This window comes from Promicromonospora vindobonensis, from assembly GCF_042685865.1.
Lineage (GTDB): Bacteria > Actinomycetota > Actinomycetes > Actinomycetales > Cellulomonadaceae > Promicromonospora > Promicromonospora vindobonensis.
Genome location: NZ_JBHUOG010000002.1, coordinates 160665 through 187014, shown reverse-complemented (window position 1 = coordinate 187014; position 26350 = coordinate 160665). Strand labels below are relative to the sequence as shown.

Sequence of the window (26350 nt, the reverse complement as noted above, 5' to 3'; positions counted from 1 at the left end):
CAGCCGGCCGGGTGAACTGGACCACGTGAACCGCGTAGTCCCACACCGCCGGACCTACCGTGGAGCACATGGAAAAAGCCGGCGCGCTCCTGGGCCGTGACGAAGAGCAGCACCGGCTGGCCGCGCTCCTGGGCGCAGCACGCAACGCACGCGGCGGCTCCCTGCTGATCTTGGGAGAGCCGGGTATCGGCAAGAGCTACCTCCTGACCGAGACGGCGCGGCAAGCAGGCCTTGGCGTGCTCAGGCTGGACGGGTACGAGTCGGAGTCGGCGATGCCGTTCGCCGCGGTGCAGCGACTCGTGACCATGCTGCAGGGGCACCACGCCGTGCTTCCGGAGCGGCAGCGACAGGCAGTCCAGGTCGCGTCCGGCGCGGTCGACGGACCCGTACCGGACCGTTTCCTTGTCGGCCTGGGCATGCTCGGCCTGCTGGCCGCGGCGGGCACCGAGCAGCCGGTGGCGTGCTTGATCGACGACGCGCACCTGATCGACTCCGAGAGCCTGGACGCCCTCGCGTTCGTGGCACGCCGGCTCGCGGTCGAGCACGTCGCGGTCGTGTTCGCGGCCCGCGACGAGGAGGGCTTCGCGGATCGGATCGGTGGCGTGCCACAGCTCGCTCTGACCGGCCTCGACGTCGATGCATCGGTGCGACTGCTGAACCGCTCGGCGACGAAGCCGTTCGCCCCATCGGCGGCAGCGGCCATCGCACGAGCGACCGGTGGCAACCCGCTCGCGCTGATCGACCTGGCGGGCGATGCGCTCGTGCACGAGCTGCCCGACCTGGGACTGGACGGCGCTCCGGTGCCGGTCGGTCAACATCTCGAGGCGCACTACGTTCGCCGGGTGCGGCAGACCGACCCCGGGGTTCAGCCCTGGATGCTGCTGGCTGCCGCAGACTCGACGGGAAACGTCGATCTCCTGACCGTGGCGGCGGCGGTCCTGGGGCTCAGCCCCGACGGCGGCGACCGGGCGGAGATCGCCGGCCTGGTGGAGCTGGAACCGGTCGTACGGTTCCGGCACCCGCTGGTACGGTCCGCGGTCTACAACGCCGCACCAGGCGCCGAGCGACGCCGCATGCACGGCGCTCTCGCACGTGCTGCCGAGCAGCTCGGGCTGGTGCAGACCGAGGCCTGGCATGCCGCCCGTGCGGTCCTTGGGACCGACCCGGAGGTCGCCGACCGGCTGGCGCACTCCGCGGACCTGGCGGCTCGGCGTGGTGGCCTGGCCTCGCAGGCGACCATCCTGACCCGCGCGGCCGAGCTCAGCCCGCCCGGACCGGTGCGCGATGCGCGCCAGATCAGTGCGGCAGAGGCGGCTCTGGCGGCCGGGGCGATCCACGTCGCCCACCGGCTCGTCGATGAGATCGACCCCGCCACGGTCGACGCCGTCACCCGAGGCCGTGCCGTCTCCGTACGCAGCGCGCTGGGCATCTTCGCGGGTGACGCTGCCGGTGTGCGCGGGGCCACCGCAGCGAGCCTGCGGGCAGCCGACGAGTTCCACGGGCACGACGCCGCCCGGGAGCAGAGGGCGCTGCTCACAGCGTTCGACAGGATGTGCAACGCGGAACGCATGGTCCTTGGCACGACCCACGACGCGCTCGGACGACGGCTGCTCGCAGGCGCGGGCGTGGCCGACGGTCCGCTGTCGGTCATCCTCCATGGTCTCGGTGCGCTGATGCTCGAGCCGTACCCGCTCGCAGTCCCGCCCGCCCGCGCAGCTCTGGACACGATCCTCGCGCAACCCGACCACGAGATGATGCAGATGGCTTCGGTGACGGCGGCCCTGGGAGCGTTCCTCTGGGACAACGACGGCCGCACGGCCGCCCTGACCCGCGCGGCAGGCGCGGCCCGCGATGCCGGAGCCCTGCAGCTCGTCGACACCCTGCTCTGGGTCATGGCGCTGTCCGAGCTCTGGGGCGGCACCCTGCGCCGCGCCGTCACGTTCGACGAGCTGGTCCGCGAGGTGCGCCGCGCCATGGGCTACGACGCGGAGAACGTCATCAACGCTGCCGTCATGGCCTGGACCGGGTCACCGCTCGAGGTGGTGGCGGCGATCGCTGACGGTGCGGACGAGACCGGGTTCGGCGGTGTCAGCTCGTCCGCGCGCGCATCGGTCGCGGTGCGCCACCTCGCGGCCGGGAAGTACCAGGAGGCATACGAGCAGCTGACCCCGCTCGTCACTGACGCTTTCCTGCACACCACGCCCACCTATTACCCCGACTATGTCGAGGCTGCTATGCGCAGCGGGCACCACGGCGATGCCGAACCGGTCGCGACGCTGCTCAAGCAGCTGGCCGACGCGAACGGCTCGCCCTGGTGCGACGGGCTCGCCGAGCGCGCGCTGGCTCTCGTCGGCACGCGGGGCGCGGCCGGTGCCGAGCCCCACTACAGAGCCTCCATCGACGCGCTGGGCAAGACCGGAGCCGAGATGGACCTGGCCAGGTCCCACCTCGTCTACGGGGAATGGCTGCGGCGGGCCCGACGCCGTCGCGAGGCCGGCGAGCAACTCCGGCTCGCCCTGCGGCACTTCCGGCACAGCGGCGCCGACCTGTTCGTCGCACGCGCGACCGCCGAGTTGGCGCCCCTTGCCGGCACCGATGACAACGACAGCGTGCCACGGCAGTTCGACCTGACCACACAGGAGCACACGATCGCGCAGCTCGCCGCGTCCGGCCGCACGAACTCCGAGATCGCCGCGAACCTGTTCATCAGTCCGAACACGGTCGACTACCACCTGCGCAAGGTCTTTCAGAAGCTGGGTGTGTCGTCCCGGCGCCAGCTGGCCGACCGCCTTACGCCGGCGTCGGACGACGAAGGCACCACGACGCCGTAAGAGAATGGCGGACTACGAGGTTCACGTGGTCCGATCCTGGTGGGCCCGGCGGCAAGGTCGAAGTGCCAGAACTCGACCGAGAACCGGGGAGGCCCACCATGCCTTACATCACCACCGACGACGGTGCCCAGATCTTCTACAAGGACTGGGGAACCGACGGCACACCCGTCCTGCTCAGCCACGGCTGGCCGCTCAACTCCGACGCCTGGGAGGCTGCGGCGCTGTTTCTCGCCGAGCACGGCCACCGGGCCATCGCGCACGACCGGCGCGGCCACGGCCGCTCCAGCCAGACCTGGCAAGGCAACGAGATGGACACCTACGCCGACGACCTCGCGTGCCTGATCGACGCGCTCGACCTGCGTGACCTGACGCTGGTCGGCCACTCCACGGGCGGCGGCGAGATCACTCGCTACGTCGGCCGCCACGGGACAGCTCGCGTGGCCAGGCTCGTCCTGGTCTCAGCAGTCCCGCCCCTGATGCTGCAGACCGAGGACAACCCGGGCGGGCTGCCGATCGGGGTGTTCGACGGGATCCGGGCGGGTGAGAAGGCGGACCGGTCCCAGCTGTACCGGGATCTCGCCGACGGCCCGTTCTTCGGCCACAACCGGCGCCAGGACGTCGACCAGGGGTTCCGCGACGCGTTCTGGCTGCAGAGCCTCGCCTCCGGACACCGCGGCGCCTACGAGTGCATCGCCGCTTTCTCCGCGACCGACTTCCGGCCCGACCTGGCAAAGATCGACGTCCCGACCCTGGTCATCCACGGCGACGACGACCAGATCGTGCCGTTCGACGTCGGCGGCAAGCGATCTGCCGCGCTCATCGACGGAGCCACCCTGACCGTCTACGAAGGCAGCAGCCACGCCCTGCCCGACACCGAACGTGACCGCCTCCACGCCGACCTGCTGGCGTTCATCGACGCCTGACCGGCGCCGGACCCATCACCACGCCGGACTCTTCACACAAGGAGCATCAGCATGAACGCAGCACAGCCTGACACCGTCGTCCTGGTCCACGGCCTGTGGATGACCCCGCGCAGCTGGGAGGGCTGGATCTCCCACTACGAGGCCAAGGGCCTCAAGGTCCTGGCCCCGGGCTATCCGGGGTTCGAGATCGAGGTCGAGGCCCTGCGGGACAAGCCCGAGATCATCGCTGACCTGACCGTCCCGAGACCGTCGACCACCTCGCCGGCGTCATCGAGGCACTGGACAGCCCACCGATCATCATGGGGCACTCGTTCGGTGGCACCCTCACGCAGCTCCTGCTCGCCCGGGGCCTGGGTGCCGCTGCCGTCGTGGTCGACTCCGCACCGACAGAGGGCGTGCGGGTCAACCCGCTGTCACAGGCGAGGTCCCTGTTTCCCGCCCTGAAGAACCCCGCCAACCGGCACCGCGCAGTCGGGTTCACGCCGGACGAGTTCCACTACGCGTTCACCAACACCCTCTCGGCCGAGGAGTCCCGACGGGTCTGGGAGCGGTACGCCATCGCCGCGCCGGGCCACTGGGTGTGGGAGTACGGCCTCTTCGCGAACTTCAAGCCCGGACCGCAGGAGACCTGGGTGGACTACGCCGCCGACCGGGCCCCGCTGCTGTTCATCGGCGGCAGCGAGGACCACATCATGCCCACCTCGGTCAACAAGTCCAACGCCAAGCACTACGACAAGTCGCCCGCGATCACCGAGTACTACGAGTTCGAGGGCCGCGACCACTGGACCTGCGCCGCACCCGGCTGGGAAGCCGTGGCGGACCACGCCCTCACCTGGGCCCTGGCGCACACCAAGGCCAGCGACACGGCCGTCTGACCGGCATCGGTCCACCTCCCGGGAAACGGAGGGGCCCCGCAGACACGATGTCCGCGGGGCCCTCCGACGGTCTAGCGCTCAGCCAGCCGCACCGGCGCCGGCTCCTCCTCGACGTTGATGCCGAGTTCCACGATTGACACGGCTCGCCAGCTACCTCTCAGGTCGAGTCTCTACGCGCACATTGTCAGGAGGCGCTTCGACGGCTGCGAGGAACAGGTCCACGTCACTCGACGGGTTGTCATCGGGAAATACGGCGCCATCCTTCTCGCGCCGCCGCCTCAGTTTCTGCGCTCGCATGGACGCGTCGGCGCGTCGCGCAACGAACTGTCCCGCGTCGACATGCTTGCCGTTGACTCCGTCCAACGCCTGTGCGGCCCTCACTGCGTCGGCGGTGGTGAGGAAAGCACCGAGGTCGCGGTCGTGGAGCAGCAACCAGGCTTCGAAGCACGGGTTCGAGAACGCAAGGTGGACCTTAGAGTGCGGTGCGGCCAACGCGACTGTCTCGGACAGCCGGGGATGCGGTCGAGGCGCCTCGACGTCCATGAGGCACCAGATCTCGTCGACATCACCGTCACGCGCCTGCTCGATCGCTCCGTCGACAAGCGGGTAGGGCACGGTGTGCGAAGGCGCGATCCTGATGGAGAGAGCAGTGTTCGCGCGCACGTGCTCCAACTTCTTGAGGGCATTGACGTATGCCGGTTCAGTAATCTCGCCTTCGGTCCACACGACCAAGACGCGGCGTGGCTGCTTCCTTGCGCTGGCGCGCGACAGCGACTGCTTTCGCCCCATCGCCGGCTCAGCCCGAAAGCCCGAGCGAGCGCAACCGGGTCGGGTCGATCTCAGGGATCGCTCCGTACCGGCCATGCAGGTATGCAGACTCCAGATTCGCCGACTTGCGGACACGCTCGCCGGCGAAGTCCGCGAGGGCTCCGAGTTCGGTCGAGCCGTCGGGACGCTTCTGAGTCAGCCAGACCTCGTCGCGATTGAGGTGGGTCAGCAGGCTCGTGTCATGAGTGGAGAAGATCAGTTGGGCACCGCGAGGGTTGGTGCGCTGGTCGTGGAAGATCTTGATCAGCTCGGCCGACAGGACCGGATGCAGGCTCGCATCGAGCTCGTCGAAGACGACTGGTGCTCCGGTGTTCAAAGCTTCGAGGACGGGCGCGATGAGGGCGAACCACGTCCTGGTGCCTTCGGATTCCTGTGACAGGTCAAGCGGCATGGCTCCTTGAGCCGTCTCGTGCAGCAGAACGGGCCGGCGCCTGACTCCAGCGCGCCGCTCCCGGCCCATCAGGATCTCTTTCTCCTCCACTACGACGTCTGCGATACCAAGGTCTGCGAGCCGAAGAAGGTCGAGGGCCTGCGTGCGGCGATCTGGCAGGTCGTCACCGAACAGTGACGGCTGATCGTCGCGATTGGTCGGATCGTCGAAGATCTTCGTGGTCGGCACGTTGCTCATCGGGCTGCTGATGTTGCTCCTACTGGGGAGCTTGCCAAACGCCTGCGTCCGGACGAAGACATTGGCGAATCGTGCGGCGTCCGGCAAGTCGAATCGGCGCGCCAGCGAGAGCAGGAGCGTAGTCGGCGTGAGCAGCTCTACGAATGGGCCGCCGCTGCCCAGGCTCCGGTGGAAGGTGACGTCGTCGCCGGTCCGCTCGAAGACCCGGCGCGCGCGCCCCTCGGGGTAGTGGTGCAGCTCCTCACGCACGACGCCGTCACGTTTGGCCTCGAGCAAGTACTCGAACCGGACGCCGTCAACGACGAAGTCGACCGTGAACTCCGTCGGCTCGTCCTTTCGATGGTCGAAGGCGAACGGTTCAAGGGGGATCTCGTCGTCCCAGGCTCTCAGGGAGTTCTGGACTGCATCGACCAGCCAGACCAACGCCGCCAGGACGTTGGACTTCCCGGACGCATTCGATCCATAGACAGCGGCACGGGTGAGCAGGTGCTCACCGAGGCTCGACACCCCACGGGCGGCTTCCCGTTCGATGTCGATTGCGACGAGCGAGATCTCGACCGGATCGGCGATCGAGCGGAAGTTGCTGACCTCGAAGCGCGCTAGCATGCCCTTGATGCTAGCTGATCTGACACAAGCTCGAAGCGGATTTCGCCAATCACATACTCAAGAGGCAATCTGCATGCACTAGATGAGCCCGCTGGAGGCAGCCTCCACTGGTCCAGGGACCTCCTCCACGTTGATCATGTCGGCGACGTACCGGCCGTCGTTCTGCCACCGTGTTGCTGGCTGCTTTGCCGCATGACACTTGGTCGTGCTGCCGCTGGACTACCTGACCGTCCGATGCCGCGACTGCACGGAGCGACTCGTCGTCGAGCAACGTGGACGCTGTGCCCAGACGAACCGGTCGCCCCGACCTGGCCGCTTGCGTCCGACCACGCTGGAGGCGTGGTGACAGGGCGGACGCCGGGGAACGAGGGCTTCCCGGCGTCTTCCGACCACGACCCACTCCGCAGGTCGCCGTTCTGCAGGAACGAAGTCGCTGTTCTGCAACGCTCAAGTCGCTGATTCCGCACGATGCGGGCCGCAGTCGACGGAAGGACGGCCGCCGAGGGCGAAAAAGAGCGGTCCCCTGAAGAGGAGGTCAGTAGGCTCTCGGCGTGAGTCGCCGACGACAGCCCTCGAACCAGAGCGAAGCGTTCTACGCGAACGCGAGGCTGTACGACCTGATGTTCCCGGGCGGCGGGCCTTCAGTCGACTTCTACCGGGCCGACGCCAACCGGAAGGGCGGGCGCGTGCTGGAACTCGGGTGCGGCACCGGGAACAAGCTGATCCCCATCGCTTCCGGCGGGCAACGGTGTGTCGGCCTGGACCTCTCGGCGGACATGCTGGCCGAGGCTCAGCGCAAGGCGGACGAGCGCGGTGTCGCGGTGGAGTGGATCCAGGGCGACATGCGGGACTTCGATCTGGGCCGCACCTTCGACTACGTGTTCATCGCTGCCAATTCACTGCTGCATCTGCATGAGGCCGAGGACCTGGTGAGCTGCTTCCGGTCGGTTCGACGACACCTGGCGCCCGGAGCACGGTTCGTCTTCAATGTCTTCAACCCGAGCACAAAGATGCTTGCCGAAGCCGATGGAGTGCGCCGCACCCGGAAGTCGTTGTCGTTCATGGACCCTGACCTGGGCGACGTCAGCGTCGACGTCGCAGAAACCTACGATGCATCCGCGCAGGTAACACGCGGGACGTGGTACCTCTCGACCAGCTCCGAGCCCGACTTCGTCGTCGCACCGCTCGAGATCAGGAGCATCTTTCCGCAGGAGCTGCCGCTGCTCCTCTCGCTCGGCGGCATCGAGCTCGTCGAGCGCTTCGGCGACTGGTCCGGTCGCCCGTTCACCGCCGATGCAACGGTCCAGCTCTGCATCTGCGCGTGACGGAGAGGCTCGGCCGCAAGGCCGACTCCTGACCTTGATTCAGCAGGCGGCAGGCAGCCGTCATCGGACGAGTTACCGCTCCGCAGAGCCTGCTGAACGTGAATCAGCCAACGGTCCCGTGGGCCTGCTGGCCCAGAGCAGAAGGGCCCCGCGGACTCGACGTCCGCGGGGCCCTCCGACAACCGCTGGCTCACCAGCCGCGCTCAGCCAGCCGAGCCGGCACCGGCTCGTCGCGAGCGTCACCGGCCCTGGCACCTACTGAGTCGCACTTCTCTGACAAGCGCCCGGCGAAGATGACCGAGATCATCTTGATCGCCGACGCGGTCGGCTGCACGGTGGCCCAGCTGACGGGTACGGCCGTTGCCTCGGCGTCCGCCCTGGTCAGACAGGTGTTACCAGCCGCGCTCCGCCAGCCGCACCGGCGCCGGCTCCTCCTCGACGTTGATGCCGTGGTCTAAGATTGTTCGATCCGGTGAGGGCATCGGAGCGAGCGTCGCATAGGGGAAGGCCATGCCATTGAGCCTAGTCAAGGCCCGATTCCGGGTCCCTGAGTCAGAGATTCAAGCCGAGGTTGACACGTGAGGCGGTCCAGGCGCACGAGCGGGCGGAAGCAGTGGCGGCCCGGCATGCGCGTCCTCCTCTACATCCGAGTCTCGAAGATCGGTGATCGGCACGACACCCTCATCTCCGACGACGTGCAGGAGGACGTTTGCCGCAAATGGGCCAGCAGAGAGGGGCTGGTAGTCGTCGGCGAACCTGTTACCGATCTGGACAAGACGGGTCGCGAGATGACCAAGCGGCAGATCTCGCACAGCATCGAACGAGTGCGACGCGGCGAGGCCGACGGAATCGTCGTATGGAAAGTTTCACGCTGGGGCCGCAACCTCATCGACTCCATGCTCAACGTCAACGAACTGCAGGAGGCTGGCGGGTTTATCGCATCGGCCACAGAGAACCTGGACGACGTCGAAACCCCGATGGGGCGCTTTTCGTTGACCCAGATGCTCGCAATTGCACAACTGCAGTCGGACCAGATCGGTGAGACATGGGAGAACATCCATGACTATCGGCGTCAACGAGGGCTGCCCCACAATGGCGGTCCACGTTTCGGCTATATTAAGAACGATGACGTCGGTCGAGATGATCACCCTAGTCTCGTCTACACGATTGACCCACACACAGGACCCTGGCTTCGAAGGTGTTACGAAAACTTTGTCGCGGGCAAAGGAGTCAGCAAGCTTGTACTAGACCTAAACGAAAACGGCATCACCACCACTCGAGGCGGGCGCTTCACTTATCGAACGTTGCTCAAAATCCTGGACTCGGGGTTCGGTGCCGGATTGGTTATCGACCGTCGGGGCGCCAATCCGAACACCGACAAACCCAGTCTCGTTAACTACTATCCGGGCGCACAGGAACCAGTGATCGATACGGAAACGTGGGACGCTTACGTCGAGCGTCGCGCACGCAAGGCGCCACCTCGAGAAGTTTCCGCCCCCACTAAACTCTCTGGGCACCTCTACTGCGCATCATGCCAGCGCAAGCTGCGTGTATATTGGTCGACAAAAAGCGGCAGAAACAGTAGACATCGTGGCTATGAGTGCGGTCGCGACAAGTACAGCAATCAGACAACAATCCTCTGCCCCTCACCGGTCGCGATCCGGCAGAGCATGGCAGAGGCTAGCGTCTTAGAATGGCTGGAACGTAACGCACGTGGCGAGGATGACTTCGCCGCCGCGCTTGAGCGTCAGCACCAAAGAGAACAAGCATTGGCCGACGCCGAAGCAATTGATTCCGAGGTCGTGCGGTTGAAGTCTAGAAGGAAGCGCCTTCTTGACGTGTTCCTCGATGCAGATGGCGATGCCGAGGACTTGAAGGCCGAGTTCCGGGACAAGCGCGACGAGATCACGGCTCAGATCGAGGGACTCACGGCGAGGGCACAGTTCCTACGGAGCGAGAACTCAGTTGCGAAGGTCCCGTCGATCGAGGCCTTCGAAGGGCTTGTCGCGATTTGGCCCGATGCCGACGTGAACATGATGAATGAGGCTCTGCGGTCGGTGGTGAAGCGGATCTACGTGCACCGCGCGGGTGAGCAGAAGGCTGGGCTCGTGGGCCGTCTGGAAGTGATCGGCCTCTGGGCTGACGATCCGTATCAGACCTCGGAAAGCCAGGTCGGCGCCATGGGCGCACCCTCGTCTGCGTCGATCTCCGATGCCGACCGACGTTCGTAGATGACGTCGGACACGGCGTCGTCATAGGCGACAGCGACGCCCGGGCCGCTCCTGTCGAAGATGCTCTCCCAGTCGAATCCCATGGCCACGATCCTATTGGTACTCCGAGAGGATCCTCGCGATCCGGGTGTTGAGCTCGTCGGCTCGCGCGAGGATCGCGGCTTCCTCTTCCGGCGTGATCCGCCGCACTGGCTTCTTCGACCCGGGGTCGACCGGGTGGTCCAGGACGGTGGGTGCGTCGATCATCGTGGTCATCGTCCGGACGACGACCGAGAGGGACGACGAGTGCATCGAGGCGTACCGGTCGACGTAACCCCACTGGTCGGTCGCCGGCAGGAGGCCCGGGTGGTCGGGCCAGTCGAGCCAGCCGGGGCTCGGGTCGTCGCGCTGATGCCGGTGGGTCTGGTCGTCTGGGTCGTCGCGGCGGTGGCCCAGCGCCCGGACGGCCCTGTGTGTCCAGCTGCTGTTCGTGCCGATCACGTCGAGCCACGACCACACGGCGCACGCCGGGCATGAGGCTTCATCTTCTGTCCTGCGGATCCGAGGTCGCAGGTCCTGCAGCGCCCGTGGCGTGAGGCCGAGCGCACGGGTCCGCGTGAGTCCCAGTCCTCCGTGGCCGGTCGGTGCGAGCAGGACGGCGGCGAACAGCAGCCGGCGCAGCCTGAGTCGCGCCACCCAGTGGCTATTCGGGTCGGCGATTCGCGCAGTCCCGTGTCGCACGAGCCGTTCGAGGGAGGTCGCGTCGCCTCGAAGAGCGGCCGGCCACGCAGGCGCCGCGAGGTCTTCGGCCACGGGCAGCAGCGCGTCGAGCAAGGCACGAGAAGGGCTGGCCTGCCGGACGAACTGGTCGAGTGTCGTCTGGTCGCGGCGGTCGATCGGGGTCCCGGTGACCGCGCACCAGTCGAGCCAGAGGTCGGGTGCGGTGCTGCTCATCCCTCCAGCGTGTCACGCGACGCACAGGTGTCTTCATGCCCCGATAAGAGCCCTTACCAGGAACCCAGCCCGCCATGCCCGCCCTCCCCAACGAGGTGAATTCTCAGGTGTCCTCCGCTGTCCTCCGCCAGGTAAGTTGGCCCGTCCGCCACCTAACTTGTCCGTACGCGGTTCTCGGTCACTTAACTTGTCATCGGCGCAGGTCAGAGCGATGCGGCCATCAGATCCAAAGGCGCGGCGGCGACAACTTCACCGACCGGTTCCGGCAGGCGTGTCCGCCACTCAAGTTGTCCCACTGCAGGTCAGAGAGCCAGGCGGAGACAAGTTGAGTGGCGGAGGACATCAGGGCTCACGACGGGACCTACCCGGCCGTGTCGGTGGCTCCCGGTACGCTCGCCTCGCAGTGCCCACCGTTCGGGGAGGATGCTCAATGAGGCTGACGTCGTTCCGGGTTCGCCGGTACAGGAACGTGCTCGACTCGACAGAAGTGTCGGTCGAAGGTGACGTGACGACACTCGTCGGGATGAACGAGTCGGGCAAGTCAGCGATGCTCGACGCTCTCTATCGGCTGAACCCGGTCTACGGAGACACGTTCGTCGAGCGGGACGACTACCCGCGGTGGCGTTGGAAGCGCGACGGCCGGAGCGAAAACCTCTCGGAGGTCTCGCCGATCGAGGCGACGTTCGACCTGGACCAGGATGATCTGGCTGCGCTCAGTGACGCGCTGGGCACAGGTGTCGCTGCGCCAAAGACGGTGACTGTCGGCCGCCAATACGACGACGCGCTCTGGGTCGACATCGACATCGACATCGACCGCTTCATGCGCAACGTCCTCGAAGGCCACCCGGATCTGGACAAGCTTCTGAGGACGCATGCCACCGTCACCGAGCTCAGGGAAGCCCTTGCCCCCGTCCCGGCCGCCGCCGTATCTGACGAAGCTGAGCTGGACGATCCGGAGGACGACAGCCCCGTCGCCAATGCTGCCGCGCTGGAGAGGATCAAGTCGCTCGTTGGACGCAACGACGATCTGAACATGATCGCGAGGGAAGTCGTCGCGGCTCGGATGCCTCAGTTCTTCCGGTTCGCGGGGTATCAGAACCTTGAGGGCCGTGTCGATGTCGCCACGCTGCGTACGCAGGAGGACGAGGAACCCGGAGCGTCACCCAAGCAGACTGCCCGTGCGCTCCTGCGCTTGGCCGAGACCGACATCGACTCGGTGACCGACGCCGAATTCGAGTCGCGCACCGCCGAGCTCGAGGCCGTCTCCAGCGATCTCTCACGCGAGATGGCCGAATACTGGAGCACCAACCCTGAACTCAGGATCAGGGTGGAGATCGAGGCGGAGACTGTGCCGCAGCCGCAGGGTCAGACGATCGTGGCGCGTTACCTCAACTTCCGCGTCGAGGACCGTAAGCACGACTTCACAAACAACTTCGCACTCCGCTCGTCGGGCTACCAGTGGTTCTTCTCCTTCCTCGCGGCGTTCAGCGAGTTCGAGGAACGAGAGGACGACGTTGTGATCCTGCTCGACGAGCCCGCGCTCACTCTCCACGCGAAGGCTCAGCGGGATTTTCTGCGCTTCATCAACGACCGCCTCGCACCAATAGGGCAAGTGATCTATACAACGCACTCGCCGTTCATGGTCGAGCAGATCGAGCGGGTGCGGGTCGTGGAGGACCGCGGCGAGGACATTGGTTCTGTCACTTCGTCGGACGCACTGGAGGTCGGTGAGGACAGCGCCTTTCCGTTACAGGCTGCTCTCGGCTACGACCTCTCGCAGAACCTCTTCATCGGGGAACGGAACCTGCTCGTCGAGGGCCCCTCGGACCTCGCCTACTTCGACGTGATCAGCCGATACCTCCGTGACCAGGGTCGCGAGGGGCTTGACGACCGGTGGCGCATCCTCCCCGCGGGAGGTGCCTCGAACGTTCCCGCGTTCGTCTCGCTCCTCGGGCGCAAGGTGTCCGTCACTGTTCTGCTCGACTCGGGCACCGAAGGCGGCGGCAAGGTCGAGGCCGCGATCAAGGCAAACAAGATCGACGGTGGACGAGTCGTGTTCGTAGGTGCGGTCCTGGACCAAAAGCACAGCGACATCGAGGACCTGTTCGGCGTTGGTGACTACCTCTCGTTGTACAACGCCGCGTTCGCAAAGAAGCACAAGGTCGGAGACTTGCCAGATCATCCCGACCGCCTACTCCTGCGGCTTGAGGCGCTAGACGGCAAGTTCGACCACTGGCGCCCGGCCGAGGTGCTGCTCCGTGACCCGACGAAGGTCGAGAAGCTCTCACAGACCACGCTGAACAACTTCGAAGCGCTGGCACGCAAGATCAACGTCACCCATGCATGATGTGTCGATGCATGTTCGGAAGCTAACCCGGGATCGTCGCGTTGGTGCGGTGGACAGACGATCTGTCACCCTGCTTCGCCGTTGCCACTATCGGTGCCAGACGTGTACGTATTCGCTCGTCTTGAATGGGGCTCCCTCAGGACCTTTGGTGTAGGACGGAACCCACGTCGGCCGGCGCAGTGTCTGACGAGGTCCGTGGGGTTGCTGGCGCCAGTGGCCGCGCACGATCCACCGGTGACGGTACGTGCGCCCGCCGGCGCCGAGAGTTGTGTCGACGTGCTTCATACGACGCAGGTCGACCACAGTCACACCCGGGTTGGTGCCTGCCCGACGCCTTGCGGCCTTTCTGCCCGGCTGTACCCGGCGTGTGCTGGCGGCCGTCGATTGCTTGCATGAGAGTCCACGCACCGACGAGCATCGCGACGAGAGCGCCGTAAGCGAGGTCCTAGCGCATCTCGGGCAGGTGCGTGGGGTTCCACCTCATCATGCTTCCTTCGGGTCGATACAGATCTCTGGCCAGGTCTCATCTATTGGTGAACCGCTTATTGCGTGGTGTGCTCGGCTAGCCAGTCCTGAAGGGTTTCTTCGTCCCACTCGGAGACAGGCTGCGGTGGCGCGCCGACGAAGGATCGCCGTGGATCCGTCGTCCGATTTGTCATTGCCCGTCTATAGGCGGCGTGGTCGGAGAAGTATGTGGTCACGTGGCCGTCGGTATAGGTGACGATCGTCGGGTTGTGACCGGTCGCATGGTCAGGCTCCCTCAGGCCCTGCTCCTCTGCGACGTCCCGCACTTGGTCGCGTAGGACGACAAGGCGTTCCTCAGCGTCGTCCGCAGCGTCCGCCTTGAGTTGTGACTTGGAACCTGCAAGGCCCGTACGCCAGGCGGCCGCCAGGGGTTTGATGATCCACCTGAACACCGCAAGGACAGCTGCCGGGATCACGCCGCCGAGGACGACGTAGACGATCTCTTTGGTCTCAAACCCTTCCGCGAAAATGGTCGCCATGGGGTCTACTGCCCGACCCTGCAGCAACCTGCGTTACCCGTCTCGTGCATCCACCTTGAACCGCGCGGCGTGCTGCGCTCATAGTCCCGCTCATTCGCGCGCGAGGATCCATCCGTCATCTCGCGAGGATCGCCTATGTCGTCGAGGTCCGCACGCCCGGCACCTAGTCGACCACCACCTCCGAGCGCTGTACACGCTTCGTACCTAGCCATGGTGACGACCGTAGTCGGCAACTCCCGCAGCGCGCTATCGCCACCCATCAAACTCGATTTGTTCGTTGCCCGACGCTTCAGGAACTCGACGTCGTTTGCCCCCCAATTCCGGGCGGGGCGTGAACGACACTGGAGCGATGGTGATGGTGAACGCGCTGGAGCGCAGGGTGCACCTCGCGGCGGTCGACGCGCCGCCGGTGATCCTCGACGCTGACATCGCCGAAGAGCTGCACGAGCTCGAGGCTGTCTCCCGGGACCTCGAGACTCACACCCTGTCGATCAATACGCGGCGGGCCTACGAGAAGGCGTGGCGCTCGTTCGGCGGCTTCTGTGTCGACCTGGGCCTCGAGGCGCTGCCCGCTCACCCGCAGGTGGTGCGGTGGTACGTGGCGTGGATGTCGACCCAGGTCGACGACTGGGGCGAGCCCCGGTTCGCACTGGCCACCATCCGCCAGCATCTCGCGGGCGTCGCCGAGCGCCACCTGCGTGACGGTTACCTCGACCCGACCGGTCACCGCGCGGTGAGCGACCTGGTCCGCGGCCTGGCGAAGCTGCGCGCCGCGAGGCCCGTGCGCAAGAGGCCCTTGGTGCTCGACAAGGTGGTACGGATCGTCGATTCGATGACCCACGACGTCTATCCCGCAGGTGTCTCGGCCACGAGGGACGCGACCGCGCTGTGGCTCGGCTTCGCCGGGGCTCTGAGGCGCAGCGAAGCGGCAGGTCTGCGGCTCAACAGCCTCGAGCTGCACCCGGGCGACGGCATCCATGTGCACGTGGGCCGGTCGAAGGCCGATCAGGACAACTCCCAGCCCGACGTCGTCGTCCTCCCCTTCGGCGGTACGCCACGGACTTGCCCGCCGTGTGCGGTGCACCGGTGGGTCGCACTGCTACGAGAGTCGGCGACTGTCGACCCCCGGACTCGCCGGCAGTCGCTCATGAGCCAGCTGTACGGCTACCAGCTCGACACGCATGTCTGTGGCGCCGACGGCGGCGGTCAGCTCATCGACGGTACGGATCTGGCATCGTCCGCTCCCCTGCTGCGCGCGACGTACCGCAACCGGAAGGACGCACGGATCCACGAGGCCGGCGTCAGCGGCGACGCGCTGCACACGATGCTGCGCAGACGTATGACAGAAGCCGGGATGAATCCCTCGGCGTACGGCTTTCACAGCCTGCGCGCCGGGCACGTCACGCAGGCGAGGCGCAACGGCGCGAGCACCGAAGAGATCATGCGCGCGGGCCGGTGGCAGAAGGCCGAGACGGTGAACGTCTACGACCGGGAGTTCAACCCGGCCGCCCGCAACAGCGTCATGCGTCTGGGTCTGTGACCCGCGCGTCGATCGCGGCCTGGTGCTCCGGATCTAGCTTGTAGTCGACACGGGTCTTTGGATCCGCATCCCTGGCGTGCTTGCGAAGCTGCTCCCGTTCTGCGGACAGTAGCTGGATCTCCCGGGTGATCCGAGCGACCTCGTGACGCTGCTTCTCCCACAGCTGCTCGGCCGCTGCGAGCTCGGCGAGGCGCTCCTGGATCTCGGCCTCGTTCTCGCGGGCGGCATCGTCGCTCACGAGCACGATCAGCGGCACGCCGAGGGAATCGGCCGCGGCGACCGCCTCGTCGAGTCGGACCGCGCGGGTCATCTGCTCGATGCGGGTGATCCTGGTGGACTCGACGTTCTCACCGAGCAGCCGCGCCATGCGCCGGGCGAGCTCGGCCTGGCTGATGCCGAGACGCGCCCGCTCCTGTCGCAGGCGTCGCGCAAAGAGGTCTCCGGGCAGTGGGTTCATGCGGGTCGTTGCTCCTGGTCAGGTGAGCGGACATGCGGGCCTTGCATCTGTCGGAGCAGACCCTGCCACAGCAGTGCTGGAACAGCACATTACACAGATCGACCTGCGGATTCCACAGGGCCGCTGTGCGCTGCCGAGGCTGGCACGACACCGCCCGCCTCTCGCCACCGAGACCTATCGGAATCTATCCACAGCCCATCCGATAGTCCTATCGATTGATGACTCGAATGATGTAGATTGGCAATAGGAGACGCGCACGCATACGAGTAGACCCGGATCTTGTCGACGAGTACGTCGACCAGTCCGACCCTCAAGGCTCCTGGTCAGGATGCGTCCGACGGCATTAGCGATAGGTCGTCGCATCCTCTATCAGCAGGTAGTCGTGCTCGTGGTCTTGTGACTCGCCGTCATGTCACGAGCGATCCGAAAGGCCAGAGGGAAGAATCATGACGAGGATCTACTACGAGGCAACAGCCCTCGGACCGGCGTCGCTGCCGAGTGCCGCCTGGGACCTGACGAGCTTCCTGGAGAACGCCAAGGCCCAGGTCCAGCAATGGGGTGGTCTTGTGCTCATGCTGCTGGGGGCTGCCGCACTGGTGTGGGGAGGGGTGCTCCTCCTCAAGAAGCTATGGGCGAACCCGCAGACGGCCAGCCAGCAGGCGGGCTGGGGCACCATCGCCGCACTCATCATCTTCGCGGGTGCCCTGGGCACGGGCGGGTGGCAGTTCATCGAGACAGTCGGGTCCGGCGGCCAGCAGACCATCGAGGACCTCGGCGGAGGCACCGTGATCGTTCAGACCCTCGATCAGGTCGGCGGGGCCCTGGACCGCATCTCCGGCTAGGAGGTCCTCCCAGATACGCCCGGACACACGAGATGTCGCCGGACCGGAACCCCGGAGGAGCCCGGCATCCTCCGGCCCGGTTCGTCGTACCCAGGTCCGGGCCCGGTACAGGCAGGACAGAGAGCAGGGCGGCAGGCAGGGAACATGGGAATCAAGGACAAAGCACTGAACCTCGGCAAGAAGTTCAAGCTCGACTCGCACCACGCGATCGAGCGCTTCGGTGTCTTTTTCGGCATCTTCGTGGTCACCGGCGCGATCGTGATGGTGGGTTCGGGTGTCGCGGCCTTCAAGGCGGGTCGCGACGCGCTGTCGCAGACAGCTTTGTACACGCAGGAGTTCGTCACGTCGAAGACGGATCTCGGCGGCGACGTCGACGGGATCTACACGAACGAGAGCGGCGACAAGGCGCTCGTGATGATGCACTTCGACGACAGCGCACGGATCTCGTACAACGCAGCGGACTACCAGGCGTTCCTGCTCGGTTCGGACACCTCGCTCAACAGCGAGCCGGTCAGCACCGGCGGGATCGAGGGGTCCTTCCACGTCTTCGGCTCGACCGGTTACGCAGGGGTCCTCCTGGACGCCGAGGAGCCCTTTGACCGTCAGGTTCTCAATCTGACCGTACGAGCGAACGCAGAGCTGTCCTTCGCGGAACAGGACGGGACCGCGAACCCTGACGAGCTGCTCGGCGATCGGACTTTCGCCAAGTACGACCAGTGGAGGGTCTTCTTCAACCCTGGGGCCTCGGGAGCCGAGGTGATTCCCGCTCTCGACGCACTGGCCTTCGATCCTGCGCGCGCGTTCTACGACGTCGTGCTCGAGACGCAGGAGGCGGAGCTCCGGACTTCCCTGGACCGGAAGCTCATCGAGATGCGCACGAGCCTGGCTCAGGTCGAGGCGTATACGACTGACCTGGAGATGACGAAGGTCGACGGGCTGTTCCTGCGTCCGCCGTCGGTGCCCGCGTCGCTGGCCGGCGACGAGATCACGGGTGTCTCGGCCGCTGAGGCGCAGGACGGTGTCTCGACGTTGACGTTGGAGACCGACCAGGTCGTCCCGGGCGGGTTCGGCCTCGACTGGCGCTCGGGCGACGTCTACGACGGCTACCTCGATGCCCTCGTGCCTTCCGGGCAGAGCTTCGCCGAGTTCCTCTCCGCGAAGCGAGAGGAAGCGGCGGACGGCAGGACCCAGGGGGTCTCGGACATGCAGTGGATCCTCTCGGACGGTTCCAGCCTCACCGACGACTACCAGCTCTCGGACGTGACGATGCGGCCCCTCACGACCGTGATGAACAACCTGTCCCGGGCGTATCAGGACTACTCCACAGGCAAGGCCGAGTATCAGTCCGACCTGATGCTCGAGCTTCTCCAAATGGACATCTCTCTACGCGGCGTGCAGTCCAACAGCACAGTCCGCGACGACCCGGACTTCCTGACGACGCTCTACTGAGCGCGAACGGGTCACGACCAGGCACCGAACCGGGAGGGAAGATCTGATGGCAACCGACAAGCGCACGGATCTGGCCGCGTCGGCCCGGTCCGGCACCTCAGCGGATCCGAAGGACATGGAAGGGCACGGCAGCGAGCCGCCACCGCACCGGACAGCTCCAGGACCGAACACCTCAACCCCCGCACGGGTCCCCACGACTTCCTCGTCGTCGGCCGAATCACAGGGGCGAGTCGGCAAGAGCCTCGACGCTGATCGCGCCGGTACGAGCAGATCGGGTGGGCCTGTCATGGGGCGAAGCAGTCCGGGAAGCTCCGGCGGCGGACCCGCTACACCCAAGCAACTGCCGATCCCGGCTTCCTCGAGCGGCCCGACAGCACCGGTCGGACCGGACAACCACCGGGCAGATGCCGGGGCTGCAGTGGCTGCTTCGCGTGTTGAGGCGCGCCCCGCCCCGGTCTTGGGCCTCGCTCAGGCCGCGAGGCACAGCGTGGGAGGTGTGGCTGGCCGGGCTGTGGAGGGCGACCGCGAGAGCAGCATTCGCCGCTACGCCGGCAAGGTTGTGGCGGGCGGCGTCGACGGCGGCCTGCAGGGCGGCGCGCACGGCGCCGTGATCGGTGCGGTGAGGGAAGTCGGCATCGAGGCGGCCAAGGACTCCGTCAAGGGTGCGGCCGAGGTCACCGGTGGAGGCCCGGACGCTAAGCCCGCGGACGAGCGCGGCCTGGGTGCCGGCGGCACGGGGTACGCGCGCGGCAGCGCGAAGGCCGACAAGGGCACGGGCTCGAAGGGCGCTAAAGGCGTCGCCGTCGGGGGTGCCGCGGTGGCCGCGCCACCGGCTCTGGGTGTGCTCATGACGATGGCGCTGCTCAACTGGCTGAAGTCGATGTTCTTCGCGTCCATGGCGTTGGCGGCCAACGCCGCGAACGCGCTGTGGATGTTCCTCGTCAACGTCGCCAAGGCGGTCGGTCACGCGGTCGCCGCGCCCTTCGTCGCGATCGGTGGGTTCATCGCGAACACCGCGGGCGCGGTCCTGGGCGTCGCTGTCGGCGCCGCGGTGGCCCCGGTGGCCGCCGCGGCGTCAGGTGTCACCGCGTCGGTGGCCGCGATCGCCCTCATGAGCACGGTCGTCACTGGCGTCATCGACCAGACGTCGCTCACAGAGGGTCGCATCAGCTCCAGCGGGTCAGCATGCGTGGTCGACACCCGCAGTGACAGCGCATCCGGCGTCGGGGTCTCGGTGAACACCGAGGACAACGCGAAGGCCGTCTACTCGGTGCTGAGCAGCTGGGGGATGCCAGACGAGAACATCGCGGGCATCCTCGGCAACTGGTCACAGGAGTCGGGCATCGACCCGACCTCGGTCGAGGCTGTCTTCGACGAGCCCTATCGGATCGGCCCGCGCAAGCAGGCTGCCTGGGACGGAAACTTCACTCACATCCCTGGCCAGACGCACGGCGGTATCGGCCTGGGCCAGTGGTCGAACGGCCGCACGCTGAAGCTGCTCCGCTACGCCGAGGCCAAGGGTCTGGACTGGTACACGGTCCAGGCGCAGCTGGCGTTCATGGTCGAGGGCGACAACCCGAGCGACGTCGCGGTCTTCAAGGACATGATCACGACCTCACAGGGCTCGCCGAGCGCTGCGGCGATCCATTTTCACGACCGGTGGGAGCGCTCGGCTGACAACGCCGCGATGATGGCCGAGCGCTCCGCCGACGCCGAGATGTGGTTCGGCAGGATGAGCGGTTGGGTGGCCGACGACTCCGTCGCCAGTGGCGTCGAGGACATCGTCGGCGGCATCGTCGCCGGGGTCAGCAACGGGATCAGCACCATCCTCGGCAACTGCGCCGCCCTGGGTGAGTACGTCGGCCTCACCGGTGGTGGGATGTCCGAGGCGGACGCCCAGGCGCTCGTCGATCTTTACAACGCGGAGGGCGACCAGGTCCTCCGGGACGCCTTCAACGGCGGCGGCCCTGGGCAGTGCAACGGCAGCTACATCGAGAACTGCGTGAGCTTCTCGTGGTACTTCATCGTCAAGTACACGTCCTACAAGGGTGGCTACGCACCGGGCAACGGCGTCGATGTCGCCCGGTCCATGGCGGGTGTGATGGGCAAGGAGACCACGAACACCCCGACGCCCTACTCCGTCTTCTCGCACGGCAACACCTCGACAGCCGGCCACACGGGCGTCGTCCTCGCCGTCGAGGGTGATCGGATCCTCATCGGTGAGGCCGCCTACTGCCAGTTTCCTGGCCGGGCGCGCTGGGTCGAGGTCTCGGAGTGGAAGGACGGCGGCTGGGAGTTCGTCGACGTCTCGGACATGGTCGGCGACGGTGGCAACGACGCAGACGGGATCCAGATCAACAACGCGAACGCCGCTCAACGGGGACGACAGGGCCCAGCCGCCGTCGGTTGAGGGTTACCGGGTTCGGGCACGGCGGAGTGAACAGTGCCGACGGCGGAGGGGGCGGCGACATCTCGCGGGACCTCGCGTGGCGTGCCGTCGCCTCCATCAGGAACGGTCGTCGGTGAGACTGGCGACTTCGCGGGCGATCAGTTCGGCAACCTTCTGCGATCTCTTCTCCTCGTCGTACCGGTCCGACATGCTCAGCGCGTTGTCGTTGATCGGCAGGTACTCGAGCCTGTGGCGCCACAGATAGGCGACCGGCAACCGCAGCGCGGTGTACTCCCCTATGTGCAGCGACGGCTTCGCGGGCCCGAGAACGAGGTCGTCATTCTCACCGATGCCGGTCTTGCTCAGGACGACGAGCCTGCGCTGGGCGACATCGTGCGGATCTTCGCTGACCGCGTCACGGGCGGTGACGACCTTGTTATCGAGAAAGACTCCCTCAGAGCCAAGGAGGCCGGACGGCAGCATCCATGCCTGGTCCCTCTCGACGAGCTTTGGTCGACCAAGCAGGCCGGACCCGAACTCGATGACGGGGATCGTCGGCACCCGCGCCTCGCGCAGATGGTTGGCAGCACTGACGCCAATCTGCTTCACCTCAACCACGGCGCGCTCGGCTTCCTTCTTCGCCCGCTCACGCTGCCGCTCAACTCGATCGCGGTCCGATTCGCGTTCCTGCTTTGCCTTCGCCACCAGATCGTCAAATCCCGTCATGCCGAAACCGTACCCGCCGCCGCTGACACGCCACGGACAGCCAGGATGGGTGTCGCGGTGCCGGTCGCAGATCGCGCAGGATCGGCGGACCGATCGACGATCGCTGTGTTCCGGCGGCGTTTCGTGGGTCCATGCCGGAGACATGAGGCAGGACGCACTTCTAGACTTGCCCCATGGAGAAGCGCGCAGGGGTCTACGCCCGCACGGCCAACGAGGACGGCAGCCTTACCGCGATACCCCTTCAAGAAGACCTGTGCCGACGCCTCTGTGACGAGCACGGGTGGCGGGTAGTGGCTGTCGAGAGTGACACCGCTTCGGGCCTCGACGAGGACAGGCCCGGCTGGAGCCGCATAGTGAACATGGCCAAGGCGGAGGAGATCGACGTCATCGTCGCGTCGGACCCGGACCGCATCTCCCGCGCAGATTCGGTGTACACGATGCTCAACGAGCTCACTGTGAAGCACGGCGTTGGTTTCGCCACCGTCAAATCGGGGATCCACACGTCCCCTGAGGACGCACAGGTTGTCCGAATCCGCATGATGTTCGACGACTACGAGTCTGATCGGCAAAAGAGCTAGCCGCAGGGGCGCTCAGACCATTCGCCGGACACTCGCGACTCGGCAGATGATTGTCTCGCTGGCGTTGCCCTCGCACAGGACCGTGCGTTCGTCAGCCACCAGGGCACACGGCTCGAAGCCTTGCAGGTGAGCGTCGTGACCTCATGGCCGAGATCGGCCCGCGAGGGCACCCGCCTTCGCGACGCGTGTTGTGCATGGTGATGTGTGCCATGGGCTGAACCGGGCCTACCAGGGTCGCAAACTCCGGCAGGGGACTTCGCGCGGTTTCATCATCGAGCGACAGCACGTCCCACGCCGTGATCCAGGAGCCAGACGCTTTCTTCAGCAGCTGCGGCTTGAGCACCGCGGTCGGCGCACAGGACTACTTCGCCCTGCAGCAACTCAACATCACCCTCCGAATCCAATCGATTGATGATTCGGGCTCTATCGAGCGCCTATCGATATAGACTTGATTCGTCCTATCGGGTGACGTCGAGAGAGGGGTGGGTGTCGTGGGGACAGCCGCTGGCGATGCGGAGGGTGCGATCCCTGAGAGGATCGAAGCCGAGTCGGTGCCCGAGGGGCGGCCTGTTGTGCCGAGAGCGCGCACGCACTTCACGGGAGCCGAGCTCGAATCGCGGTTCGCCGGCTGGGCGAAGCGTCAGCGCGAGACGGCCGCACTCACCAGGGAGGCCGGGCCCCGGGTGTTCCGGCACAGTCTCGTCGCGCTCATGGGCTTGGGACTTCTCGCTCTTGTTGTCGCCGCGGGCGTGACCGGGGAACGGTACGACGCGGCCCGGGCACAGAACGAGGCTCAGATCGTCGACCTCGAAGAACTGCTCACCAGGACCGAGGCAGATGGACAGGGCGGTGACGCCGCCGGGCAACTGTCGGCCCTGATCGAGGCGGCCGCTGCAGATGCGGAGCAGGTCGCGACGGCCCAGCAGACCTTTGCCGAGCTCTACCGCGAGGCCAGCACGCAGCCCGGCCCGAACAACGGCGCGCCCAACCGGGCCATGCTCAACATCGCCGAGCACCGGCGACGGCTCGCGCCGCTGTTCAGCCACTCCTCCTATCTGGTCCAGGACGAGCAGGCCTACAGCTGGTCGACGGCGACATCGTTCGATGCGACCTCCGAGATCGACCCTCGCTACGCCTGGTACATCCGCTACGAAGGGCCGGACGCCGCCGATCCGCGTGCGTACACGTGGGTCCTCGAGGCGGCGCTGCCGGACGTCGATTCCCTGGACACCTCAGGCGTGACGGACCGGGCACAAGCGGTCTGGCTCTGCCGGGACGCGGCGACCGACGAGGTGCTCGCCTGGGCGAGCGCGCGCTACACGCATGACGGCACGGCGGGGGCCTTCGACCGACTTGAGGTCGTGACGACGGCGGCCGGTGCGCAGTACCGGCGCGGCTCGAGCCCGCCTCAGGACCGGTCAGCGGTCCCAGAGATCGCCGCCGACCTGGGCGGACAGGACAAGAACAGCGGCGGGAACTGATGAGCGAAGCATCGACGAGGCGAGGACTCTTCCGGCGCAACCTCTGGACCTCGGTGATCGCGGCCGCCCTGGTGGTGGTCTCGATCGTCGCAGGCCTCACCTGGAACGCCCAGCACGTGGACCTGGCCAGGCAGGAAGCGCGGATCGATGAGCTCGCCGGACGGCTGGCCGACGTCGAGCAGGAGAACGACGAGCGGGTGGAGGTGAACGTCCTCGAGTCTCTCGGCGTCAGCCGGTCGCGGATGGACACCGATGCCGCGGTCATCGAGTCGCTGCTCGATGTGGCCTTCACGTGGGACTCGGGCGTGGCCTACGACGAAGCGCGTGAGCGCCTCAAGGACCGGTTCGGCCTCACCGAGGACGACGTGTTCCTGCAGGAGTTCATGCCTCCGTCGCGATTCAACGAGGTCCGCGACGGTCAGAGGTACTACTACATCGACGCGGTCGGGCTGAACTCGGCGATCGGCGACGATCCCGACATCGAGGTCGTCGAGGTCCGGGCGAGCGACTACGCCTATGCCGTCCTGGTCGACATCGCGATTACCTCAGACGCGGTGAGCCGGAACGACGCCAACAGTGCGAGCGTCACGGCGCACCGACCGATGCTGCTCTTCGTGACGGTCGACGCCGACGGAGCGGTCTCTGAGCTCTCTGGCGTCCCCGCGAGCGGCAGCACTCGCCATTCCGGATGATTCCATCCATCTTTCGAATCATCCTATTGATAGGCTTGCATTGGAGCGCTAATGGACCAGCGAGTCGAGGCGAATGATGTCGACACGGATCGGCGAGTCGGAGGTCAGGCTGTGAGCGGTACGCACAAGAAGCGTTTCGTGACCCCGTCGAGCGTGTCGGGCCTCGAGCCGCCGAACGAGGAAGCTGATGCCCCCGACCAGATGGGGACCACCGGTGACATGCGCACCGGCACGGTCGTCGCGGCTGTGAGCATGGGCGTAGGGGCGCTGTTGTGTTTTGTGCTGGCCGCAGGGTTCGCCGGTGGCCGGCCCGGGGACAGCGCCCAGATGTCGCAGGAGCTCTTCGCCCTGCAGGAGCGGATCCGGGTCGCGGAGGCGAAGACCGTTGCCCTGCCGGGTGCGGAAGACGCCGACCGCGGTCTGGTCGCGGCCTTGTCTGCTTCTGGCCAGGTCGCGAAGCTGCAGAACGACTATCGCTATCTGACGCCCCACGTGGCCGCTTCCGGCGGTGACGTCGACTTCGATGCGAGCCTGTCGGGGCGCCGGAACCTCGTCCCCTACTTCGCGCCCTCGGTCGACCAGGCACGTCTCGCGCCCTGGTATCTGCTGGCCGGCGACAAGGACGTCGCGAGCGGCATAGGGACCCCGATGAGCTTCGACTCGGGCTTCGAGTGGGTCGCCCAGGTGCCCTACGCGATCACCGACGACAGCAGCGTCGAGGTCACGTGGCTGGCGTTGGAGACCCGGACCGGTCAGGGCGAGACACCGGCGCTGCTCGCCTGGGCCAGCGCCTACTACGACATGCACCGCAGGACGTTCTCGGGTGTGACGACGGGTACGACGGCGACGGGTGAGGCGCTGCGACTGGAGGTGACGGGATCGTGACCGCAGACAGGAGGTACTGGCTGCGCAGCCACGCCGGGAAGCTCCTGGTCGGCGGTGCAGGGGCTCTGCTCACGCTCTCGGTGTTCGCGCTCGGCTCGGCCCTGCTCGATGACGGCTCGACCGAGCCCGATGACGAGGACGCTCTGGTCCAGGCGCTCGAGGCAGATCTCGCCGTCGCGCTGCACGAGCTCAAGGTCGCGCACACCGCGCTGCAGACAGAGCTCGCGAGTACGGAGACCGATCGAGTGAGCCAGGACGAGGCCGTGATCCGGTCCCTCCTGCTCAGCCTGACGGACAGTTCGGCGTCAAGCCGGTCGGTCGCTAGGACGCAGGCGCTGCTCGACGCTCGCTACGAGTTCCTCGACCACGAGTCGAGGGTCCTGACCGAGTTCGTGCCCGGGTGGATGACGGCGACCGGATCCATGCAGGGCGCTGGCACTGTGTACGCCCTCGCCGGTCTCGACCTCGACGTGCGTGGCGTGCAGGGCCTGGACTACTCCTACGTCGGAGTGGCCCGGCTCGATCCTGTCGAACAGGACGAGAACAGCACCACCAAGAGCGAGTTCGTGGTGTTCACCTGCGCCACTGCCCATGACGGCACCGTGACGTCGCTGGACGCCTACCGAGCCTCGAACAGGACCCGCGATGTCCTGGTCGCGGCCAGGAACGAGGACGAATCTGCCGAGACCGGCATGACGCCGACGGCGGATCCGTCGTCCGATCAAGGCGGCTGATCGGCGCACTGATCGACCAGCACATACCCACAGGGCCTCGACGACA

General features: G+C 66.5%; 22 protein-coding genes. 16 read left to right on the top strand and 6 right to left on the bottom strand.

Annotation, left to right across the window (positions count from 1 at the left end):
* Positions 1-68 precede the first annotated feature (68 nt).
* From ACFS27_RS14075 to ACFS27_RS14065, 3 genes are all read left to right on the top strand, one after another.
* Positions 69-2831 carry a helix-turn-helix transcriptional regulator gene (locus tag ACFS27_RS14075; protein WP_377184004.1) on the top strand — a complete coding sequence of 921 codons (2763 nt, stop codon included), beginning with the start codon at positions 69-71 and terminating at the stop codon, positions 2829-2831.
* Between the two features lie 98 nt (positions 2832-2929).
* Positions 2930-3754, top strand: a complete 825-nt coding sequence (locus ACFS27_RS14070; protein ID WP_377184001.1) for an alpha/beta fold hydrolase — start codon at positions 2930-2932, stop codon at positions 3752-3754.
* 299 nt (positions 3755-4053) lie between these two features.
* A complete protein-coding gene (locus tag ACFS27_RS14065; protein WP_377183999.1) occupies positions 4054-4629 on the top strand; it encodes an alpha/beta fold hydrolase in 576 nt (191 codons plus the stop codon).
* A 150-nt stretch (positions 4630-4779) separates the two neighbouring features.
* Here the strand turns inward: ACFS27_RS14065 and ACFS27_RS14060 are convergent, their stop codons facing one another.
* The gene (locus tag ACFS27_RS14060) at positions 4780-5418 is read right to left on the bottom strand and encodes an RloB family protein (RefSeq protein ID WP_377183997.1); all 639 of its coding nucleotides are present in this window, start codon (positions 5416-5418) and stop codon (positions 4780-4782) included.
* 7 nt (positions 5419-5425) lie between these two features.
* Complete coding sequence (locus ACFS27_RS14055) at positions 5426-6691, bottom strand: AAA family ATPase (protein ID WP_377183994.1); 1266 nt, start codon at positions 6689-6691, stop codon at positions 5426-5428.
* Positions 6692-7311: 620 nt separating this feature from the next.
* Between ACFS27_RS14055 and ACFS27_RS14050 the strand changes: the two genes are divergently transcribed.
* The 3 genes from ACFS27_RS14050 to ACFS27_RS14040 all read left to right on the top strand — a co-directional run bounded on the left by ACFS27_RS14050 (position 7312) and on the right by ACFS27_RS14040 (position 10247).
* The gene (locus ACFS27_RS14050) at positions 7312-8016 is read left to right on the top strand and encodes a class I SAM-dependent methyltransferase (RefSeq protein WP_377183992.1); all 705 of its coding nucleotides are present in this window, start codon (positions 7312-7314) and stop codon (positions 8014-8016) included.
* Positions 8017-8309: 293 nt separating this feature from the next.
* Positions 8310-8474 carry a hypothetical protein gene (locus ACFS27_RS14045; RefSeq protein ID WP_377183989.1) on the top strand — a complete coding sequence of 55 codons (165 nt, stop codon included), beginning with the start codon at positions 8310-8312 and terminating at the stop codon, positions 8472-8474.
* A 168-nt stretch (positions 8475-8642) separates the two neighbouring features.
* The gene (locus ACFS27_RS14040; RefSeq protein WP_377183986.1) at positions 8643-10247 is read left to right on the top strand and encodes a recombinase family protein; all 1605 of its coding nucleotides are present in this window, start codon (positions 8643-8645) and stop codon (positions 10245-10247) included.
* A gap of 93 nt (positions 10248-10340) precedes the next feature.
* Here ACFS27_RS14040 and ACFS27_RS14035 read toward each other — a convergent pair whose 3' ends face one another.
* Positions 10341-11180 carry a hypothetical protein gene (locus tag ACFS27_RS14035; protein ID WP_377183983.1) on the bottom strand — a complete coding sequence of 280 codons (840 nt, stop codon included), beginning with the start codon at positions 11178-11180 and terminating at the stop codon, positions 10341-10343.
* Positions 11181-11610: 430 nt separating this feature from the next.
* On the opposite strand from ACFS27_RS14035, the gene ACFS27_RS14030 reads away from it, so the two are divergent.
* The gene (locus tag ACFS27_RS14030; protein ID WP_377183981.1) at positions 11611-13527 is read left to right on the top strand and encodes an AAA family ATPase; all 1917 of its coding nucleotides are present in this window, start codon (positions 11611-11613) and stop codon (positions 13525-13527) included.
* A 542-nt stretch (positions 13528-14069) separates the two neighbouring features.
* On the opposite strand, the gene ACFS27_RS14025 is transcribed toward ACFS27_RS14030, so the two are convergent.
* Complete coding sequence (locus ACFS27_RS14025) at positions 14070-14531, bottom strand: hypothetical protein (protein ID WP_377183979.1); 462 nt, start codon at positions 14529-14531, stop codon at positions 14070-14072.
* A gap of 349 nt (positions 14532-14880) precedes the next feature.
* Here ACFS27_RS14025 and ACFS27_RS14020 point away from each other — a divergent pair, with 349 nt between their 5' ends.
* Positions 14881-16071, top strand: coding sequence for a hypothetical protein (locus ACFS27_RS14020; RefSeq protein ID WP_377183976.1), 1191 nt, complete (start codon positions 14881-14883; stop codon positions 16069-16071).
* On the opposite strand, the gene ACFS27_RS14015 is transcribed toward ACFS27_RS14020, so the two are convergent.
* The gene (locus tag ACFS27_RS14015; RefSeq protein WP_377183974.1) at positions 16052-16528 is read right to left on the bottom strand and encodes a helix-turn-helix domain-containing protein; all 477 of its coding nucleotides are present in this window, start codon (positions 16526-16528) and stop codon (positions 16052-16054) included. The two genes, ACFS27_RS14020 and ACFS27_RS14015, sit on opposite strands and share 20 nt — an antisense overlap.
* A 446-nt stretch (positions 16529-16974) precedes the next feature.
* On the opposite strand from ACFS27_RS14015, the gene ACFS27_RS14010 reads away from it, so the two are divergent.
* The 3 genes from ACFS27_RS14010 (at position 16975) to ACFS27_RS14000 (ending at position 21229) form a co-directional block, all read left to right on the top strand.
* A complete protein-coding gene (locus ACFS27_RS14010; protein ID WP_377183972.1) occupies positions 16975-17370 on the top strand; it encodes a hypothetical protein in 396 nt (131 codons plus the stop codon).
* A gap of 144 nt (positions 17371-17514) precedes the next feature.
* Complete coding sequence (locus ACFS27_RS14005) at positions 17515-18819, top strand: hypothetical protein (RefSeq protein ID WP_377183969.1); 1305 nt, start codon at positions 17515-17517, stop codon at positions 18817-18819.
* A gap of 496 nt (positions 18820-19315) precedes the next feature.
* Positions 19316-21229, top strand: a complete 1914-nt coding sequence (locus tag ACFS27_RS14000) for a phage tail tip lysozyme (RefSeq protein ID WP_377183967.1) — start codon at positions 19316-19318, stop codon at positions 21227-21229.
* Between the two features lie 96 nt (positions 21230-21325).
* On the opposite strand, the gene ACFS27_RS13995 is transcribed toward ACFS27_RS14000, so the two are convergent.
* Entirely contained in the window at positions 21326-21934 is a 609-nt protein-coding gene (locus ACFS27_RS13995) for a hypothetical protein (protein ID WP_377183965.1), read from the bottom strand.
* 173 nt (positions 21935-22107) lie between these two features.
* On the opposite strand from ACFS27_RS13995, the gene ACFS27_RS13990 reads away from it, so the two are divergent.
* The 5 genes from ACFS27_RS13990 to ACFS27_RS13970 all read left to right on the top strand — a co-directional run bounded on the left by ACFS27_RS13990 (position 22108) and on the right by ACFS27_RS13970 (position 26304).
* Positions 22108-22512: a recombinase family protein gene (locus ACFS27_RS13990; RefSeq protein WP_377183963.1), complete on the top strand. Its 405-nt coding sequence runs from the start codon at positions 22108-22110 to the stop codon at positions 22510-22512.
* 491 nt (positions 22513-23003) lie between these two features.
* Positions 23004-23993, top strand: coding sequence for a hypothetical protein (locus ACFS27_RS13985; RefSeq protein WP_377183961.1), 990 nt, complete (start codon positions 23004-23006; stop codon positions 23991-23993).
* Entirely contained in the window at positions 23993-24685 is a 693-nt protein-coding gene (locus tag ACFS27_RS13980; protein ID WP_377183959.1) for a hypothetical protein, read from the top strand. Before ACFS27_RS13985 ends, ACFS27_RS13980 begins: the two co-directional genes overlap by 1 nt.
* A 138-nt stretch (positions 24686-24823) precedes the next feature.
* Complete coding sequence (locus ACFS27_RS13975) at positions 24824-25570, top strand: hypothetical protein (protein ID WP_377183957.1); 747 nt, start codon at positions 24824-24826, stop codon at positions 25568-25570.
* Positions 25567-26304: a hypothetical protein gene (locus tag ACFS27_RS13970; protein ID WP_377183955.1), complete on the top strand. Its 738-nt coding sequence runs from the start codon at positions 25567-25569 to the stop codon at positions 26302-26304. The genes ACFS27_RS13975 and ACFS27_RS13970 overlap by 4 nt, the downstream gene beginning before the upstream one ends.
* The last annotated feature ends 46 nt before the right edge of the window (positions 26305-26350 follow it).